Here is a 16,986-nt window from a genome sequence, read left to right on the forward strand (position 1 = left end):
GCGCGCGACGGTGATCGGCGGGGGTTCGCCGCTGCCCGAGGGGGTCTCGCCCGAGACCATCGGCGTGCGCGGCGGGTTGATGCGGTCGCAGTTCGAGGAGACCTCGGAGGCGATGTTCCTCAACTCCGGCTACGTGTACTCCTCGGCCGCCGCCGCCGAACGTGCCTTCACCGGTGAAGACGAACGCTTCGTCTACTCCCGATACGGCAATCCGACGGTCGCCATGTTCCAGGAACGGCTGCGCCTGCTCGAGGGCTCGGAGGCGTGCTTCGCCACCGCCAGTGGCATGGCCGCGGTGTTCGTCGCCCTGGGCGCGCTGCTCAAAACCGGCGACCGGCTCGTCGCCGGGCGCAGCCTGTTCGGCTCGTGCTTCGTGGTGTGCAACGAGATCCTGCCCCGCTGGGGTGTCGAGACCGTCTTCGTCGACGGCGAGGATCTCGACCAGTGGGAGCAGGCGCTGTCGGTGCCGACCACGGCGGTGTTCTTCGAGACGCCGTCGAACCCGATGCAGTCGCTCGTCGATGTCGCGAAGGTGTCGGAGATGGCGCACGCCGCGGGCGCACAGGTGGTGTTGGACAACGTGTTCGCCACGCCGCTGCTGCAGCGTGGTCACGATCTCGGCGCCGATGTCATCGTGTACTCCGGCACCAAACACATCGACGGTCAGGGCCGGGTGATGGGTGGTGCGGTGCTCGGCACGAAGGAGTACATCGACGGACCCGTGCAGACGCTGATGCGGCACACCGGACCGGCGATGAGCCCGTTCAACGCCTGGACGCTGCTCAAGGGCATGGAGACGCTACGACTGCGCGTCGACGCCGCGGTCGCCTCGGCGTCGCGCATCGCGCAGTTCCTCGAGGACGATCCCCGCGTCAAGTGGGTCAAATACCCGTTCCTGCAGTCGCATCCGCAGTACGAGCTCGCTCGATCGCAGATGACCGGCGGCGGCACCGTCGTCACCTTCGAACTCAGTGACCCGTCCGGGATCGGCGGCAAGGCACGCGCGTTCGAGGTCCTCGACGGTCTGCAGATCATCGACATCTCGAACAATCTGGGTGACGCGAAGTCGCTGATCACCCACCCGGCGACCACCACCCACCGGGCGATGGGACCCGAGGGCAGGGCCGCGATCGGCCTGTCCGACGGTGTCGTACGCCTGTCGGTGGGCCTCGAGGGTGTCGAGGATCTGCTCGCCGACCTCGACCGCGCGCTGTAAGAGGAAGCGGGACCCGCGATGCAATCGGTGGTCGACTGGGTCATCGGCGTCATCGAGACCACCCCGCCGTGGGTGGTGTACCTGCTGGTGTGGGCGTTGGTCTACACCGAGACCGCGGCACTGCTCGGGCTGATCCTGCCCGGCGAGACCGCGCTGCTCGCAGGGGGTGTCGCGGCCGCGGTGGGGGAGACCAACATCGCCTGGCTCATCGCAGGGGCGTGTGTCGCGGCGATCTGCGGTGACGCAACGGGTTTCACGCTCGGTCGCCACTTCGGTCCCCGGATGCGGGTGTCGCGGTTGGGCCGACGGATCGGCCCCGGACGCTGGGATCGTGTCGCGCAGGCCGTGCAGCGACGCGGCATCCCGACGGTGATCGGCGCCCGCTGGATCGGATACGTCCGCACGCTCACCCCGTTCGTCGCCGGCATGTCACGGATGCCGGTCAAGCTCTATCTGATGGCCAACATCATCGGCGGGCTCATCTGGGTGATCTCGGTCGGCGTCATCGGCTACCTCGTCGGCGCGACGGTCGGCGCACGACTGCTCCTCTACGGCGCGCTCGTCGTGGGTGTCGCCGCGCTGGTGTTCATCGGCATCAGCTGGTTGCGCAACCGCCGCCACGCCCGTCGCCTCGCCGAGGCCACACCCCGCTGACCCCGAGCGTGCCGAAACCTTCCGCCGAGCGTGCCGAAACGACCCGCCGAGTGTGCCGAAACCTTCCGCCGAGCGTGCCTAAATGATCCGCCGAGTGTGCCGAAGTGGGTGGTCCAGCGCACGAGTGAGTCGACCCGAGCGCATCATTGGCACGGTCGGCGTCCAGTTTCGGCACGCTCGACGGGGTGGCGGGGGTCAGGCCAGCAGGTCGGGACAGCCCAGGGCGCGCAGGATGGTGCCGAACTTGGCCGTGGTCTCGGCGAGCTCATCGTCGGGATCTGACTCGGCCACGATGCCGCCGCCGGACCACGCGCGCAGGGAGCGTCGGTCGGCGGTCAGTTCGGCACAGCGGATGCTGACCATCCATTCGCCGTCGCCGGTCTCGTCGCACCAGCCGACCGCACCCGCGTAGAAGTCGCGGGGCTCCTCGGTGTCGAGGATCACTCGCCGCGCGACGTCGGTGGGGGTGCCGCAGATCGCCGGGGTGGGGTGCAGGTGACGCGCCAGGTCGAGCGAGGTCATCGTCGAGTCGCGCAGGGTCGCGGTGATCGGGGTGGCCAGGTGCCACATCTCGCCGGTGCTCAGCAGGACGGGGTCGGCGGGGAAGTCGACGGCCTCGGCGAAGGGCTCGAGCGCGTTCACGAGGTGCTCCACCACGAGTCGGTGCTCGTGATGGTCCTTGGTCGATGCGGCGAGCATGCGGCCGCGTTCGGCATCGACGACGGGATCGGACGATCGTGCCGCCGACCCCGCATACGGATGGCAGGTCACGGTCCGACCGACCCTGCGCACCAACGACTCCGGACTCGCCCCTACGAGGACGTGCCCTTCGAACTTCGGCCCGGCCGCCGACAGATCCACGGCGAAGGCGTTGTGCTCGGGGTTGCCCGCCGCCAGCGCGGTCAGGAGGTCCTCGACGTCGAGTTCGGTGTCGGCGGTCATCTCGATCGCGCGCGCGAGCACCACCTTCTGTGCAGCTCCCTTCTGTGCAGCTCCACAGCCGATCTCGCCGATCACCCGTGCGACCCGGGCGCGGTGGACGCTCGGCGCGGGGATCGATGCGTGCAGTGTGATCCCGAACCGTGTGGCCGCGGACACACTGTGCGACAACGGTTCCGAGTCGTCGAGATGGTCGACCGAGTACAACGCGTCCGGGGCGCCGGGATCGAACGCCAGAGCGCCGACCACCGCGATGGGGGCGCCGCTCGACCGGGCGGTCGCGATCGCGGCGACGGCATCTTCGGCCGACGAGAACTGCCGCGTCGCCGACCGGGCCCGGACCGTTCCGTGAGGGCGCGACAGTGTGAACAGCACCCCGCCGAGATTACCCGCGCCGATTTTCGATCACGCTGACGCCAACTCTGCGGCTGCGTTGACATCGCGATGCCGGCTCGGCCATCCTCGACGCCAGGTCATGAGTGTCAGCGCACAGCCCCGGCTTGCTGACCGGCAACCCTCCAACCGCGGTGGGGTGCTCCGGGTGACGACCAGGCGCACGTCCGAGGTGGACGTGCGCAAGCGCGGACTCCCTCGAGGAGTCCTCTGACGAGAGGACCACCATGTCTGTCACCGACATCACCCCTGCCGCCGCCCTGCTCGCGCCGGTGTACCCGATCGCCGACGTCGTCGGCGCCGACGAGACCGTCGACTGTGCGGCCGGTCGTGTGCGCTACGTCAACGGCGACTACGCGGCGAGCGCGCCGGCGCTCACCGCGGTCGCCGCCGAGATCGCCGAGGCGTTGCCGCAGTACGCCAGTGTGCACCGCGGTGCCGGACATCTCTCACAGCTCACCACGGCCCGCTACGAGAACGCCCGGGCGGTGGTGGCCGGTTTCGTGCGCGCCCGCGCCGACGATCAGGTGATCTTCACCCGCAACACCACCGACGGCATCAACCTGCTGGCCCGCGCCGTCCCCGGCGACACCGTGGTCCTCGACATCGAGCACCACGCGAACCTGTTGCCGTGGCAGCGTTCCGGGGCGGACGCGAAGGCGAAGCCGCAGCTGGACCGACGGTGCCGCGTGGTGACCTGCCGCCCCACGATCGCCGAGACGCTCACGGCCCTGGCCGAGGAACTCCGCCGCGCGCCGGCGGCGCTGCTGGCCGTCACCGGCGCGTCGAATGTGACCGGTGAGGTGCTGCCCCTGGCGAAGCTGACCCACATCGCCCACGACGCCGGCGCCCGCATCCTCGTCGACGCCGCCCAACTCGCCCCGCACCGCGCGATCACCGTCGCCGGCCACGGCATCGACTACCTCGTGTTCTCGGGGCACAAGCTGTACGCGCCCTTCGGGTGCGGCGTGCTCGTCGGTCGCGGTGACTGGCTCGACGCCGCCGAGCCCTACCTCGCCGGCGGTGGCGCGACGGCCGACGTGCCCCCGACCGAGGATGTACTCGAGGTGGTCTGGCGCAGCGGGCCCGCACGACACGAGGCCGGGACCCCGAACGTGCTGGGCGCCATCGCGATCGCGGCGGCGTGCACCGCCATCGACGAACTCGGTTTCGAGCGCATCGGCCTGCACGAGCACCTCCTGCGCACCCGCCTCGAGGACGCGCTCGACGCCATCGACGGCGTCGAACGGCTCTCCATCTGGTCCGACGGCCGTGACCGCGTCGGCATCGTCGCGTTCACCGTCGCCGGGCACTCACCGCGCGCGGTGGCCGAACACCTCAACGACGCCCACGGCATCGGGGTTCGCGACGGCCGCTTCTGCGCACATCCGCTGCTGCACCACCTGGGCCATCCCGAGGGTGCGGTGCGCGCCAGCTTCGGTGTCGGGACCGGCTCCGACGACGTCGATCGTCTCGCCGCGGCGCTGATCGACCTCACCTCGCGCACGTGACCTGACCCTTCGCGCGGAGGGCTGCCATGCGAGCAGCCGCCGATGTCAGTTGTCGCCGTGATCCCAGCGTCGCTGCAGATCGGCGCGTCCGGCGTCGGTGAGGGAGCCGGACAGGCGCAGGCGGGCCATGCCCCCGTCGGGGTGGATGTCCATGCGCGCCCGGGTCATCGGGCGATCGACATCGACCACGAAGCGGTGCCGGGTGTCGGGCTGCAGGGGGGTGCGGGGCAGGATCTCGAACCACTCGCCGTCGGCGCCGTCGCGTCCGTGGACACTTGCCTCGCCGGGGGCGTTGCCGAGGAACCAGCTGGTGTCGAGTTCGACGAGCGAGACCACACCCTGTGCGGCGAGGTCGATCTCGACCCAGTCGTTGCCGTCGTCGCGACGCCGCGAGGTCTCCCATCCCTCACCCATCGAGCGGGCCGGACCGGGCATCAGCAGGTTGTTCGGTGATCCGTAGAACATGTTCGAACACGCGCTGATCCGTGCGCCGTTCTCGAGCGCGGCGAGATCGAACTGCGGCCCGAGGAACTGCGGATCGGGGACGGCGCGTCCGTGCACGCGCAGTCGGGCGACACCGCCGTCGGGATAGATCGACAGGCGCACATGGGTGAACCGGTCGCGGGAGGTGACCTCGATGGGGTTGGCCGAGTCGCCGGCGACCGGCTGCCGCTCGACGATGGTCTCCCACTGCGCCTCGACGACCTCGTGTGCGGGCGGGAAGCCGGTGACGACGGCGGCCTCCACCGACACCGTCGGCGGGTAGTTGCCCACGAACCACGACGTGTCGACCACGACGCCGTGGATCACACCGGGCACGCCGAGGCGCACGATCGCCCGGTCGACACCGTCGCCGGGGACGGGGCGACGTCGGCGTGTCTCCCAGCCGTCGTAGATCTGCCCCTTGTGCCCGAACGTCGCCGGACGGTATTCCGACGCCGCGGGGGTGATCAGGTTCTCCGCCTCGGCGAACAGGGCATCGGTGCTGGTGACGACGGCGCCGCCGAGGCTGCGCAGGGCGAGATCGGGCATCTCGGTGAACGGGACGCGTGCAGCGGGGTTCGGGGACGGGGCGGGGGAGTCGGTCACGAGCGACAAGGTTACTGATCGCCCCGTCGCCCTCGGTCGGGGAGTTTGCGCAGTCCGTCGAGCGTAGGCATACTTGCAACGTTCAAGTAGTTGCGGCATGAAACTCTTTCGAGGTGAGAAGTATGTCCCGTCCGGAGAACGTGGACGAGCTCATCGCGGTGCTGGGCCGGTGGGCCCGCATCCGCGAGCGTCTCGTCGTCACCAAGCTCAGGACACCCGACGGCACGGTGGAGACAGCGGCCTTCCAGTGCCTGTTCGAACTCGCTGTCGGCCCGCTGCGCTCCGGTGAACTGGCCGAGCGTCTCTTCGCCGACCCTTCCACGGTCAGCAGGCACATCGCGTCGCTGGTCGGACTCGGGTACGTCCGTCGTGAGGCCGACTCCCGCGACGGCCGCGCCACGATCCTCGTTCTGACCGACTCCGGGCGGCGACAGGTCGAGGCGGTCCGTTCGCACCGGATGCACGGGATGGACTCCATGCTCGGCGACTTCTCCGACGCCGACATCGGGAATCTCGCGACCCTCATGACGCGTTTCGTCGATGCGGCCGAACAGTATGCAGGCCGGGTCGATGATGAATACATCATCACGGTGGGCACCCACGCCGACGGGCCGACCCCCACCAGCACCGATCCCGACAATCACGACACGACAGACGATCTCGCTGCACGGTCACGACACGAAAAGGCATCACGATGAGTCACGACGCAGCCATCTCCGGCGCGACGCGGAAGGCGGGCGCGGCCGACGCCACCGAACCAGGTGGCCTGAGCCATCGTCAGATCCTCACCATCATGGGTGGACTGATGATCGGCATGTTCCTCGCCGCACTCGACCAGACGATCGTCTCCACCGCGATCCGCACGATCGCCGACGACCTCCAGGGGTATTCACTGCAGGCGTGGGTCACCACCGCCTACCTGATCACCTCGACGATCGTCACCCCGCTCTACGGCAAGCTCTCCGACATGTACGGCCGCAAGCCGTTCTTCATGACCGCGATCACGCTGTTCATCATCGGATCGCTGCTGTGTTCCACGGCGACCTCGATGTACGAGCTCGCGGGCTACCGCGCCCTGCAGGGTCTCGGCGCCGGTGGTCTGTTCTCGTTGGCGCTGACCATCATCGGCGACATCGTGCCGCCGCGTGAACGCGCCAAGTACCAGGGCTACTTCCTCGCCGTCTTCGGTACCTCGAGCGTGCTCGGCCCGGTGCTCGGTGGCCTGTTCGCCGGGCAGGACAGCATCCTGTTCATCACCGGCTGGCGTTGGGTGTTCCTCGTCAACGTGCCAATCGGTCTCATCGCGCTCGTCGTGGTGTTCAAGGTGCTCGACTACAACCAGATCAAGGGTGAGCGTCGCCGCCTGGACTGGTGGGGCGCACTGGCTCTCGCCATCGGCGTGGTGCCGCTGCTGATCGCCGCCGAGCAGGGCCGCGTCTGGGGCTGGGGCGACTACAAGACCGTCGTCTGCTACATCATCGGCGTGGTCGGCGTCGCCGCGTTCATCTCGGTCGAGAAGGCCATGGGCGAGGCCGCGATCATCCCGCTACGGGTGTTCAAGAACCGGGTGTTCAGCCAGGGCATCGTCATCTCGGTCGTCATCGGTGCCGTCATGTTCGGCGCCATCTCGATTCTCCCGCAGTACTTCCAGGTGATCCGCGGGTCGAGCCCCACGATCGCCGGTCTCCAACTGCTGCCGATGGTGGTCGGCCTGATGAGCGCCTCCATCATCTCCGGCCAGACGATCTCGCGGACCGGTCGCTACAAGATCTTCCCGATGATCGGCGTCGTGTTGATCACGGTGGTCACGTTCCTGATGCACTACGTCAGCGTCGCGACGCCGCTCTGGCTGGTGATGGTGATGGCGTTCTTCCTCGGCTTCGGCCTCGGCAACCTGATGCAGCCGCTGACCCTGGCGATGCAGAACGTGTTGCCCGCCAAGGACATGGGCATCTCGACATCGTCGGCGACGTTCTTCCGCCAGATCGGCGGCACGCTCGGTGTGGCCGTGTTCTTCTCGGTGCTGTTCTCGGCCATGGGTCCGAACATCAAGGACCAGATCGAGAAGGCGGCGCCGACAAGCGAATTCCGTCAGGGCATCGCCCAGGCGGCCGCCAGCTCCGATCCGTCGGTCGCGCAGTTCGGTCAGGGTCTGGCGTCGGGTAACGCCGGCGCCGCCGGTGGTGTCCTCGACGACACCTCGATCATCGCGAGGCTGCCCGGCGCGATCGCCGCGCCCATCAAGAACGGCTTCGCCGATTCGATGGACCTGGTGTTCCTGTCGGTGTCGCTGATGTCGATCATCGCGCTAATCGCCGTGTTCACGTGGAAAGAGGTGCCGCTGCGCTCGGGCTCCGGATCGCAGGCCGCGGCACAGGATCTCGCCGACGCGAAGGCGCTCGACGAGAACGCCGCCCCGGTCGAGGTCTCCCCGGCCGAGTCGGTGGCCGCCGCGGCACCGGCCGCCGATCACGGTCGCCACGAGGCGGACGCGCAGGGACCCGGCCGTCACGAGGTGGGACGGGCGCCCGGCGCCGACAACGTGCCGCCCCTGGGTGGGACCGACCACTCCGGCCGACACGAGGCCTGAGCGCTCCGTACCGCAGAGACGACTCGACCCCGACGCTCCAGGCGTCGGGGTCGAGTCGTGGCTGGGGCCGGTGTCAGCCGCGCGAGGGGTCGTTCGCGTGCTCCGGCTGCTCGGCCAGGCGCGCGATGGCCTCCTCGGCGACCTTCTCGGCGTCGGCCTTGCCGGTCCAGCCGCCGGGGGTGACCTCCTTGCCGGGCTCGAGGTCCTTGTAGTGCTCGAAGAAGTGGGAGATCGCGTTCAGCTCGTACTCCGAGACGTCGCCGATGTCCTGGATGTGATCCCAGCGGACATCCTTGGCGGGCACGGCGAGCAGCTTGTCGTCGCCACCGGCCTCGTCGGTCATGCGGTACATGCCGACGATGCGCGCACGGACCACGACGCCGGGGTAGACCGACTCGGGCAACAGCACCAGCGCATCGAGCGGGTCGCCGTCCTCGCCGAGGGTGTTGTCGATGTAGCCGTAATCCGCGGGGTAGCCGAACGCGGTGTAGAGGTAGCGATCGAGATAGACCTTGCCGGTCTCGTGATCGACCTCGTACTTGTTGCGTGCGCCCTTGGGGATCTCGATGGTGACGTCGAATTCCACGACTGGTGTCCTCTCCGGTGGGGATCGCCGGTCGGTTCCGGCGGGATTACGCTGCGCGCGGACGCCGGGCCCCACTGGCTCTCGATGAACCGTCGGACCGGCGTCTGCAAACGTCGACAACGATACTGTTGGTCGCAGGTGTGGCGAGGGCGGGATCGGCCGCGGGGAGCGGTGTCGCCCGCGAGACGCGATGAGGAGTTGTGTGAACGCACGAGCGGACAGGCGCGGAAACATCTGGTGGACGGTGATCCCGCTGCTGGCCGTGGTGGTCGTCGCAGCGGTGGTCGTCGTGGTCGCGCTGTCGGTCGACTCCGGCGACGACACGCCCTCGGCCGACGTCCCCACCCGCCCCGCGCTGGTCACGGCCTCACCCGTGGTGCAGCCGGTCGCGGCGAACGCACCCGAACCGACCGGCGCCGGCATCACCGCCCAGATCGCGTCGGCGGCGGCCGACCCGGCGCTCGGCGACCTCGGCGGCCAGATCTCCGACGCGCTCACCGGCCAGGTCCTCTGGTCGGCATCGCCGCAGAGGTCGTTCATCCCGGCCTCCACCACGAAGGTCCTCACCGCGGCGGCGGCACTGCTCACCCTGCCGCTCGACAAGCAGATCACCACATCGGTCGTGGTCGGGTCAGGCGGTCAGGTCGTGCTCGTCGGCGGTGGCGATCCCACGCTGTCGGTGCAGCCCGACGGCACCCCGAGCTTCTTCACCGACGCCGCCCGCATCTCCGATCTCGCCGCGCAGGTCAAGCGCTCCGGCGTTCAGGTCACCTCGGTCGCCGTCGACACCGGCCTCTACACCGGGACGTCGTTCGCGCCGTCGTGGGAGACCGCCGACATCGCCGGCGGCAGCATCGCGCCGATCCAGTCGGTGATGGCCGATTCGGGGCGCATCGACCCGACCGAGCTGTACTCGCCACGCAGCGCGACCCCGGCCGTCGCCGCCGGTAGGGCGCTGGCCGCCGATCTCGGTGTGCCGAGCAGCGCGGTCACCGAGGCGACCGCACCGGCCGGTGCCCGCCAGATCGCCTCGGTGCGCTCGGCGCCGCTCGAGACCCGTCTGCGCGACATGCTCGTCGACTCCGACGACGTCCTCGCCGAGACCATCGCCATCGAGGTCGCCCAGGCCACCGGTGGTGCGTCGAGCCTCGACGGCGGTGTCGCGGCCGTGCAGTCGACACTGGCCTCGGCCGGACTCGACACCGCCGGGGTCTCGCTGAGCGACACCAACGGACTGTCGGTCCGCGACCGCCTCTCGGCCGCGGTGCTCGACGGCATCCTGCGCGCCGCCGCCGGCACCGGCAACGCGAAACTGCGACCGCTGGTCGAGATGCTGCCCATCTCCGGCGCCACCGGCACCCTCGCCGACCGTTTCGGCAACGGTGCGCAGTCGGGCGCCGGATGGATCAAGGCCAAGACCGGCAGCCTCACCGACGTGAACACCCTCGCCGGCATCGTCCAGACCCGGGAGAACCGCGTGCTCACCTTCGCCCTGCTGTCCAACGGGACCGACGCGAACCGGGCCCGCCCGGCCCTCGACGCCGTCGTGACCCGCCTGCGTGACTGCGGGTGCCGATGACCACCCCCGAGTCGTCGGGCGAATCGTCGCCCGGTGCACAGATCGACTGGGGCGTGGCCGCGGGGATCGGTCGCCGCATCGCCCGCCCCGGTCCGTTGACGACGCGCTACACCCTCGAGGCCGCGCGGACGGAACTCGCGGCGGCCGCCGTCGCCGCCGAGAGTCCGGTCCGCGAGGTGACCGGTCTCGCCGACGGCCTGCCCGTCCCGACCGCGTCGGTGCTCGACCGCGGACAGTGGATCGACGCCGCCGCCCGGTCGATGTCGTCGATGCTCGGCGGCGGGCAGCCCGGATCACCCGGTGGTCTGAACATCGCGGGCCGTCTCGGCGGCGTGCAGGCCGGAGGGTTGCTGGCGCTGCTGTCGGGGGCGATCCTCGGCCAGTACGACCCGTTCTCGCCGGACCCGCACACCGGTGACGACGGTGTCCTGATGTTGGTGACGCCCAACATCATCGCCGTCGAACGGTCGCTCAAGGTGGTGCCGTCGGACTTCCGGCTGTGGGTGTGCCTGCACGAGGTCACCCATCGGGTCCAGTTCTCGGCCAACCCGTGGCTGCGGGGCTACATGCTCGACAACATCGCGCTCATCAGCGCCGACAACGGCGAGTCGGGCGGCGAGATGGTCGCACGGATCTCGGCGGCGTTGAAGGCCGACAAGCCCCGCGAGAAGGGGGTTCTCGGCGCGATGCAGCTCCTGCAGACGCCGGAGCAGTACGACGCCTTCACGCGGTTGATGATGCTGGGGACGCTTCTCGAGGGGCATGCCGATCACGTGATGGATGCCGTGGGGCCGGGTCACGTGCCCACCGTGGAACGCATCCGAGCGGCGTTCGATCAGCGGCGCAAGCGCCCGCAGAACCCGCTGCAGAAACTGTTGCGGTCGCTGATCGGCATGGATGCCAAACTTGCGCAGTACATTCGGGGCAAGGCGTTCACCGACGAGGTCGTCGCGACGGTCGGGATGGAACGCTTCAACGCGATCTGGACCGGGCCGGACACCATGCCGCTCCCCGAGGAGATCGACGAGCCGAGACGATGGATCGACCGGGTGCTGTGAGCCCGGTCCGCGAGATCGTCGGTGCCGTCGTCGATCTCACGGACAGTCACCCGATCGGCGACGAGGTCAGCGTCGGGCTCTCCGGAGGTGCCGACTCGCTGGCGCTGACCGCAGGCGCGATCCGGGCCGGTCTGACAGTCACCGCACTCGTCATCGACCATGGGCTGCAGCAGGATTCGCGCGCCGTCGCCGATCGGGCCGCCGAGATGGCGCGTGCGCTGGGCGCGCAGGCGGAGGTGATCGGGGTGTCGGTGCCCGCCACCGGCGGCCCCGAGGGGGCGGCGCGCCGAGCGCGGTACGACGCCCTCGACGCTGCGCGCGACGGCAGGCCGGTCCTGCTGGCGCACACCCTCGACGATCAGGCCGAGACGGTGCTGCTCGGTCTCGGCCGCGGCTCGGGACCCCGCTCGATCGCCGGGATGGTCGCCTGGGCGTCGCCGTGGGGACGACCGCTTCTCGGCGTCCGTCGAGCCACCACGCTCGCCGCCTGCGCCGAACTCGGTCTCGAGCCGTGGCACGACCCGCACAACACCGACCCGCGCTTCGCCCGTGCACGCCTACGCGCCGAGGTGCTGCCGGTTCTCGAGGACATCCTCGGCGGCGGTGTCGCGCCCGCGCTGGCGCGTACTGCGCGCCGACTCCGAGAGGACGGGAAGGTGCTCGACGCACTCGCCGCCGACGTCGACGCAGGTGGCAGCAGCGGCGACGGCAGTCTCGACCGCACCGTGCTGGCGGCGTTGCCCGCGGCGATCCGACGTCGGGTGGTGCGTCGATGGATGCTCGCGGTCGGCGCCACCGAGCCGACCGAGCGACTCATCCTGGCCGTCGACGACCTCGTCTTCGATCCGCGCCCGCGCATCTCGGTCGCCATCGGCGGCGACAGCCGGCATCGACTCAGCGTCGTCGCCGAGGGTGTCGACCTGACCGTGACGAGAACACCCCGCTGACCTGGGCAGGTCGGCGGGGTGTTGTCGTGCTGACGGAGTACTTCAGCGCAGCGGGCGGGGCACCACGGGCGGCGGCACCGGGTTCGGCCGTCCCGGGGCGGGTGTCGCGGGCGGCGGGGTGAACGGCGACCGGATGGTCTTGACGTACTCGTTGATGTTGCCGATCAGGACCGGCCCGCCGGTCACGATCGAGCCGATGGTGCCGCCGACACCGGCGCCGGTGGCGCATCCGGTGAGGATCGGGATGGGGGGCAGTCCGGCGAGAAGGATGCATCCGAGTCCGCCGCCGATGATCGATCCGACGAGAGCACCGACACCGGTTGCCACACCGAGGTTGTCGGCGAGGGTCGCCAGCGCCTGGTCGTCGCGCTGCTTGCGGGTGCGCGGCGGATCACTGAAGTAGGTGTTCGCGTTGAAGCGGCCGGGTATCTGCGGCGTCAAGGTCGCGGTCCGGCCGGCCGTGGTCGCCTTGATGGGCACCGACACCGCACCGAGGTGGGCCGTCAGCGGCAGCGAGGTGACGAGCTTGCCCGAGGCGTCGAGAACCTGCAGCGCACCGTTCTTGGTACGCAGCGAACCGGCGGTCGTGGTGAACAGGACCGACGAGTCCTTCACCGTGGTCGAGTACTTGATCTGCTGCGCGGGGGCGGCCGACGCCTGCGTGCCGGTGGCGAGGCCGGCCACCGTGGTGACGGCCACCGCGGCGGAGACGAGTGCGGTTCTGAGCTTCATGGACGTGCATCCGTTCACTTGTCGAGCGTTCGTTCGACACCTGCTCGGTGTCGATCTCGCGTTCTCTCCGTGGGGGTTTCTCGCGAAAGCAGCATTCTCGTGCGTTCGTCCGGGTGTCGGAGAAATTCGATATTAGCTGCAGTAAATCCGCGCTGTTGTGCCAACCCGGATTTTGCTCGTGATCTTCTCGTGATCGGCAGCCTATCCACTATCCGGCCTCGTCTGCAGCCCACATGGCGCGACGTGACAAGCTGTCTGTCGAACGCGCGGAGGGCGAGAGGCGTGTCGACGGCGAGAGGGCTGATGCGGTGACCGAGAATCGTGACCGTTACGGGAGCGACCCCTACGGCGACGACATCGAGGCGGTGGTGATCAGCGAGGCGCAGATCGCCGAGCGCACCCACGAGCTGGCGCAGGCCATCGCGGCCCGTTACCCCGACATCGACGACGACCTGGTCCTCATCGGCGTCCTCAAGGGCGCCATCATGTTCATGACCGACTTCGCGCGGGCCCTGCCGATCCCGTCGCAGATGGAGTTCATGGCCGTCAGCTCCTACGGCTCGGCGACGTCGTCGTCGGGTGTGGTGCGCATCCTCAAGGACCTCGACCGCGACATCGCCGGCCGCGACGTGCTCATCGTCGAGGACATCATCGACTCCGGGCTCACCCTGTCGTGGCTGCTGAAGAACCTCAGTGCACGGCAACCGAAGTCGATCGCCGTGTGCACTCTGCTGCGGAAACCCGACGCCGCCCGCCGCGACGTCGACATCGCCGAGGTCGGCTTCGACATCCCCAACGAGTTCGTCGTCGGCTACGGGCTCGACTACGCCGAGCGCTACCGCGACCTGCCCTACATCGGCCGGTTGAACCCGCACGTCTACCAGGGCTGAGGTCGCAGGCCATGACCACCGCGATCGACCTCGCCGCCGACGTCGCCGCCGGGCGGGTCAGCCCGGAGCAGTCCGTCGACGATGCGCTGGCACGGATATCGGCCCGCGATTCCGACGTCGGCGCCTTCGTTCGTGTCCGTGCCGACGCCGCCCGCGCCGAGGCCACCGCACTGTCTCGTCGCACCGACCTCGGGTCGCTGCCGTTGGCCGGTGTGCCGATCGCGATCAAGGACAACGTCGCCGTCGCCGGTGAGCCGATGACCATCGGATCGCGTGCCACCGTGCACGATCCGCAGCCGGCCGACCACACGATCGTGTCGCGGCTGACCGCCGCCGGCGCCGTGGTCGTCGGGATCACCGCCGTGCCCGAGCTGTGTCTCTTCGGCGCGACCGACAGCCCCGATCGCATCACCCGCAACCCGTGGAACCGGAACCTCACGGCGGGTGGGTCGTCGGGTGGCTCGGCGGCCGCGGTCGCCAGCGGGCAGGTGCCGGTGGCGCACGGCAACGACGGCCTCGGGTCCATCCGTATCCCCGCCGCCGACTGCGGGTTGTTCGGCATCAAGCCGGGTGCCGGCGTCGTCCCGCCGCAGGTCGGCGGCAACGGCTGGTACGGGATGGCCGAGAACGGCCCGCTCGCCACCACCGTCGCCGACGCCGGTCTCGTACTCGCGGTGATGGCCGACGACATGTCGCTGGCCACCGCGGCGACCGGCACGGACGCCGCCGCGCTGCACATCGTGGTGGCCGAGAACTTCCCGCTCGCCATCGGTGCCACCGATCCGCACTGGGCGGCCACGCTGACCGCGGCGTCGCGGGTCGCCGCCGAGATCGGCCACCGCGTCAGCACCGCCGACATGCCGTATCCGACGAACCCCGCGCCGCTCATGCTGCGGTGGGTGGGGGGAGCGGCCGCCGACGCCGACGACATCGCCGGTCAGGGTGGCGATCTGCGGCAGCTGCAGAAGCGCAGCCGCCGACACACCGCGCTGGGTCGCATCGTGAACCGTCGCGGCCTGGTCACCGAGGAGCAGAAGACCGCGACCGTGGCCCGCGTCGAGCGCTACCTCGACGAGACCGGAGCCGACGTCGCGATGACCCCGATGCTCGCCCGGCCCCCGATCGACGCCGCGCGGTGGAGTGGGCGCGGTTGGCTCGCGAACATGTACGCCAACATCGGTTACGCGCCGTTCGCCGGGCTGATCAACCTGCTGGGGTGGCCGGCGATGTCGGTCCCCTTCGGGATCCACCCGGCGTCGAAGACGCCGATGGCCGTGCAGGTCTTCGGCCGTCCGGGCAGCGAGGCCACCCTGCTGGGGCTCGCCGCGCAGATCGAACAGGCCCACCCGTGGCCACGCATCGCCCCCGGCTTCGACGGGCTGTGACCGCTCCCGGACCGTGCGACCCGTTCGCGCCCGCCGACCGTGACGCGGTCTACCGGGTGATCGAGAAGCGCCGCGACATACGCCATTTCGCCGGTGGCTCGTTACCCGACGACGTCTTGACGCGTCTGCTGGAGGCCGCCCACCACGCGCCCAGCGTCGGGTTGATGCAGCCGTGGCGGTTCGTGCGCATCACCGACCGGCAGGTCCGCGCGTCGATCCGAGACCTGGTGGAGGACGAGCGGATCCGGACCGCCGACGCGCTGGGGGAGCGGTCCGACGACTTCATGGCGCTCAAGGTGGAGGGCATCTCCGCCGCGGCCGAGGTACTCGTCGTCGCACTCGGCGACCACCGCGAACGACACGTCTTCGGTCGCCGCACGATGCCGCAGATGGACCTGGCGTCGGTGTCGTGCGCGATCCAGAACCTGTGGCTCGCCGCGCGCGCCGAGGGTTACGGGATGGGCTGGGTGTCGCTGTTCGACCCGGCCGCGCTGGGCGAGCTGCTCGGATTCCCCAGCGGCGCCGAGCCGGTCGCGGTCCTGTGCCTGGGGCCGGTCGAGGAGTTCTACGAGCGCCCGATGCTCGTCGAGACCGGATGGGCCACCGAACGTCCATTGGCCGACCTCGTCTTCACCGACCGCTGGCCCACCCCGCCGACCGGGCAGTAAACCGCGTCGACCGTGCACTCACAGCGATCGATCGGGCACTCAACCTCGCCGACCGTGCACTTTCAGCGATCGATCGGGCACTCAACCTCGCCGACCGTGCACTTACAACGATCGATCGGGCACTTGCCGTCTCCGCACGCCCCGGGCCGAACCGTTTCCGCCCGGTCGACGCACGTAACTGCCCGATCGACGGAGACAACTGCTCGATCGACGCACGTAACTGCCCGATCGGCGGGGTGAGGGTCAGGAGTCCTGGGCGTCGAGCTTGTCGGCGACGTCCTGCGGGAAGCCACCGGTCGCGATGGGTCCCCAGCGGGTCGGGGTGACGCGGATGAGCGACTTGTTCTGTGTCGCCATCGCCGCGCGGTACTCGTCCCAGTCGGGATGCTCACCCGAGATCGACCGGAAGTACTCCACGAGTCCCTCGAGCGACTCGGGCTGGTGCAGCACCTCGGCGGTCCCGTCGACCTGCACCCAGGCGTCGTTGAACTCGGACGACAGGACCAGCACCGACACCTCGGGGTGCTTCTCGGCGTTGCGGGTCTTCGCCCGGCCCGGATAGGTCGAGATGACGATGCGTCCCTCGCCGTCGACACCGCCGGTCACCGGCGACATCTGCGGGGTGCCGTCCGAACGGGTCGTGGAGAGGATCAGGTTGTGTCGGGTGCGGACGAAGTCGAGGAGTTCGTCGAGCTCGACGCGGTCGTTGGTCGCTATGTTTCTGGCCACCCGATCCACGGTAGCCAACG

Annotated in this window: 16 protein-coding genes and 1 riboswitch; of the genes, 11 read left to right on the forward strand and 5 right to left on the reverse strand. The window is 69.7% G+C overall.

What is annotated here, in order from left to right; translation table 11 throughout:
• The first annotated feature begins 10 nt into the window (after nucleotides 1-10).
• Entirely contained in the window at nucleotides 11-1,216 is a 1,206-nt protein-coding gene (locus ACLBW1_RS04870; protein ID WP_447810416.1) for an O-succinylhomoserine sulfhydrylase, read from the forward strand.
• An 18-nt stretch (nucleotides 1,217-1,234) separates the two neighbouring features.
• Nucleotides 1,235-1,870: a DedA family protein gene (locus ACLBW1_RS04875; RefSeq protein WP_447810417.1), complete on the forward strand. Its 636-nt coding sequence runs from the start codon at nucleotides 1,235-1,237 to the stop codon at nucleotides 1,868-1,870.
• Between the two features lie 195 nt (nucleotides 1,871-2,065).
• On the opposite strand, the gene ACLBW1_RS04880 is transcribed toward ACLBW1_RS04875, so the two are convergent.
• Nucleotides 2,066-3,184 carry an isochorismate synthase gene (locus ACLBW1_RS04880; RefSeq protein ID WP_447810418.1) on the reverse strand — a complete coding sequence of 373 codons (1,119 nt, stop codon included), beginning with the start codon at nucleotides 3,182-3,184 and terminating at the stop codon, nucleotides 2,066-2,068.
• A gap of 96 nt (nucleotides 3,185-3,280) precedes the next feature.
• Nucleotides 3,281-3,397: riboswitch (SAM riboswitch) on the forward strand.
• 32 nt (nucleotides 3,398-3,429) lie between these two features.
• Between ACLBW1_RS04880 and ACLBW1_RS04885 the strand changes: the two genes are divergently transcribed.
• Nucleotides 3,430-4,713: an aminotransferase class V-fold PLP-dependent enzyme gene (locus ACLBW1_RS04885; protein WP_447810420.1), complete on the forward strand. Its 1,284-nt coding sequence runs from the start codon at nucleotides 3,430-3,432 to the stop codon at nucleotides 4,711-4,713.
• A gap of 45 nt (nucleotides 4,714-4,758) precedes the next feature.
• Here the strand turns inward: ACLBW1_RS04885 and alc are convergent, their stop codons facing one another.
• Nucleotides 4,759-5,745 (reverse strand): allantoicase, encoded by a 987-nt coding sequence (gene alc, locus ACLBW1_RS04890; RefSeq protein WP_447811146.1) that lies wholly within the window; start codon nucleotides 5,743-5,745, stop codon nucleotides 4,759-4,761.
• A gap of 179 nt (nucleotides 5,746-5,924) precedes the next feature.
• On the opposite strand from alc, the gene ACLBW1_RS04895 reads away from it, so the two are divergent.
• Complete coding sequence (locus ACLBW1_RS04895; RefSeq protein WP_447810421.1) at nucleotides 5,925-6,500, forward strand: MarR family winged helix-turn-helix transcriptional regulator; 576 nt, start codon at nucleotides 5,925-5,927, stop codon at nucleotides 6,498-6,500.
• Nucleotides 6,497-8,392, forward strand: coding sequence for an MDR family MFS transporter (locus ACLBW1_RS04900; RefSeq protein ID WP_447810422.1), 1,896 nt, complete (start codon nucleotides 6,497-6,499; stop codon nucleotides 8,390-8,392). The genes ACLBW1_RS04895 and ACLBW1_RS04900 overlap by 4 nt, the downstream gene beginning before the upstream one ends.
• A 73-nt stretch (nucleotides 8,393-8,465) precedes the next feature.
• Here the strand turns inward: ACLBW1_RS04900 and ACLBW1_RS04905 are convergent, their stop codons facing one another.
• Complete coding sequence (locus ACLBW1_RS04905) at nucleotides 8,466-8,978, reverse strand: inorganic diphosphatase (RefSeq protein WP_447810423.1); 513 nt, start codon at nucleotides 8,976-8,978, stop codon at nucleotides 8,466-8,468.
• A gap of 202 nt (nucleotides 8,979-9,180) precedes the next feature.
• On the opposite strand from ACLBW1_RS04905, the gene dacB reads away from it, so the two are divergent.
• Genes dacB through tilS form a run of 3 tightly spaced genes read left to right on the forward strand, consistent with a single transcriptional unit; the run spans nucleotide 9,181 to nucleotide 12,562 of the window.
• Nucleotides 9,181-10,557 carry a D-alanyl-D-alanine carboxypeptidase/D-alanyl-D-alanine endopeptidase gene (dacB, locus tag ACLBW1_RS04910; protein WP_447810424.1) on the forward strand — a complete coding sequence of 459 codons (1,377 nt, stop codon included), beginning with the start codon at nucleotides 9,181-9,183 and terminating at the stop codon, nucleotides 10,555-10,557.
• Nucleotides 10,554-11,615: a zinc-dependent metalloprotease gene (locus tag ACLBW1_RS04915; protein ID WP_447810425.1), complete on the forward strand. Its 1,062-nt coding sequence runs from the start codon at nucleotides 10,554-10,556 to the stop codon at nucleotides 11,613-11,615. The genes dacB and ACLBW1_RS04915 overlap by 4 nt, the downstream gene beginning before the upstream one ends.
• Nucleotides 11,594-12,562 carry a tRNA lysidine(34) synthetase TilS gene (tilS, locus tag ACLBW1_RS04920; RefSeq protein WP_447810426.1) on the forward strand — a complete coding sequence of 323 codons (969 nt, stop codon included), beginning with the start codon at nucleotides 11,594-11,596 and terminating at the stop codon, nucleotides 12,560-12,562. The genes ACLBW1_RS04915 and tilS overlap by 22 nt, the downstream gene beginning before the upstream one ends.
• A gap of 42 nt (nucleotides 12,563-12,604) precedes the next feature.
• Here the strand turns inward: tilS and ACLBW1_RS04925 are convergent, their stop codons facing one another.
• Complete coding sequence (locus ACLBW1_RS04925; protein WP_447810428.1) at nucleotides 12,605-13,294, reverse strand: hypothetical protein; 690 nt, start codon at nucleotides 13,292-13,294, stop codon at nucleotides 12,605-12,607.
• Between the two features lie 308 nt (nucleotides 13,295-13,602).
• On the opposite strand from ACLBW1_RS04925, the gene hpt reads away from it, so the two are divergent.
• Genes hpt through bluB form a run of 3 tightly spaced genes read left to right on the forward strand, consistent with a single transcriptional unit; the run spans nucleotide 13,603 to nucleotide 16,237 of the window.
• Entirely contained in the window at nucleotides 13,603-14,184 is a 582-nt protein-coding gene (hpt, locus tag ACLBW1_RS04930) for a hypoxanthine phosphoribosyltransferase (protein ID WP_447810429.1), read from the forward strand.
• Between the two features lie 11 nt (nucleotides 14,185-14,195).
• The gene (locus tag ACLBW1_RS04935) at nucleotides 14,196-15,569 is read left to right on the forward strand and encodes an amidase (RefSeq protein WP_447810430.1); all 1,374 of its coding nucleotides are present in this window, start codon (nucleotides 14,196-14,198) and stop codon (nucleotides 15,567-15,569) included.
• Nucleotides 15,566-16,237: a 5,6-dimethylbenzimidazole synthase gene (gene bluB / locus ACLBW1_RS04940; protein WP_447810431.1), complete on the forward strand. Its 672-nt coding sequence runs from the start codon at nucleotides 15,566-15,568 to the stop codon at nucleotides 16,235-16,237. The genes ACLBW1_RS04935 and bluB overlap by 4 nt, the downstream gene beginning before the upstream one ends.
• Nucleotides 16,238-16,480: 243 nt before the next feature.
• Here bluB and ACLBW1_RS04945 read toward each other — a convergent pair whose 3' ends face one another.
• A complete protein-coding gene (locus ACLBW1_RS04945; RefSeq protein ID WP_447810432.1) occupies nucleotides 16,481-16,966 on the reverse strand; it encodes a PPOX class F420-dependent oxidoreductase in 486 nt (161 codons plus the stop codon).
• Nucleotides 16,967-16,986: the final 20 nt, after the last annotated feature.

The sequence above is a fragment of the Williamsia sp. M5A3_1d genome (genome assembly GCF_053345315.1).

Excerpts from the sequence above, each read along its gene's own strand:
- tilS (WP_447810426.1), top strand. The coding sequence starts at position 11,594 with ATGGATCGACCGGGTGCTGTGAGCCCGGTCCGCGAGATCGTCGGTGCC.
- ACLBW1_RS04895 (WP_447810421.1), top strand. The coding sequence starts at position 5,925 with ATGTCCCGTCCGGAGAACGTGGACGAGCTCATCGCGGTGCTGGGCCGG.
- ACLBW1_RS04875 (WP_447810417.1), top strand. The coding sequence starts at position 1,235 with ATGCAATCGGTGGTCGACTGGGTCATCGGCGTCATCGAGACCACCCCG.
- ACLBW1_RS04900 (WP_447810422.1), top strand. The coding sequence starts at position 6,497 with ATGAGTCACGACGCAGCCATCTCCGGCGCGACGCGGAAGGCGGGCGCG.
- alc (WP_447811146.1), bottom strand. The coding sequence starts at position 5,745 with ATGCCCGATCTCGCCCTGCGCAGCCTCGGCGGCGCCGTCGTCACCAGC.
- ACLBW1_RS04885 (WP_447810420.1), top strand. The coding sequence starts at position 3,430 with ATGTCTGTCACCGACATCACCCCTGCCGCCGCCCTGCTCGCGCCGGTG.
- ACLBW1_RS04935 (WP_447810430.1), top strand. The coding sequence starts at position 14,196 with ATGACCACCGCGATCGACCTCGCCGCCGACGTCGCCGCCGGGCGGGTC.
- ACLBW1_RS04925 (WP_447810428.1), bottom strand. The coding sequence starts at position 13,294 with ATGAAGCTCAGAACCGCACTCGTCTCCGCCGCGGTGGCCGTCACCACG.
- ACLBW1_RS04915 (WP_447810425.1), top strand. The coding sequence starts at position 10,554 with ATGACCACCCCCGAGTCGTCGGGCGAATCGTCGCCCGGTGCACAGATC.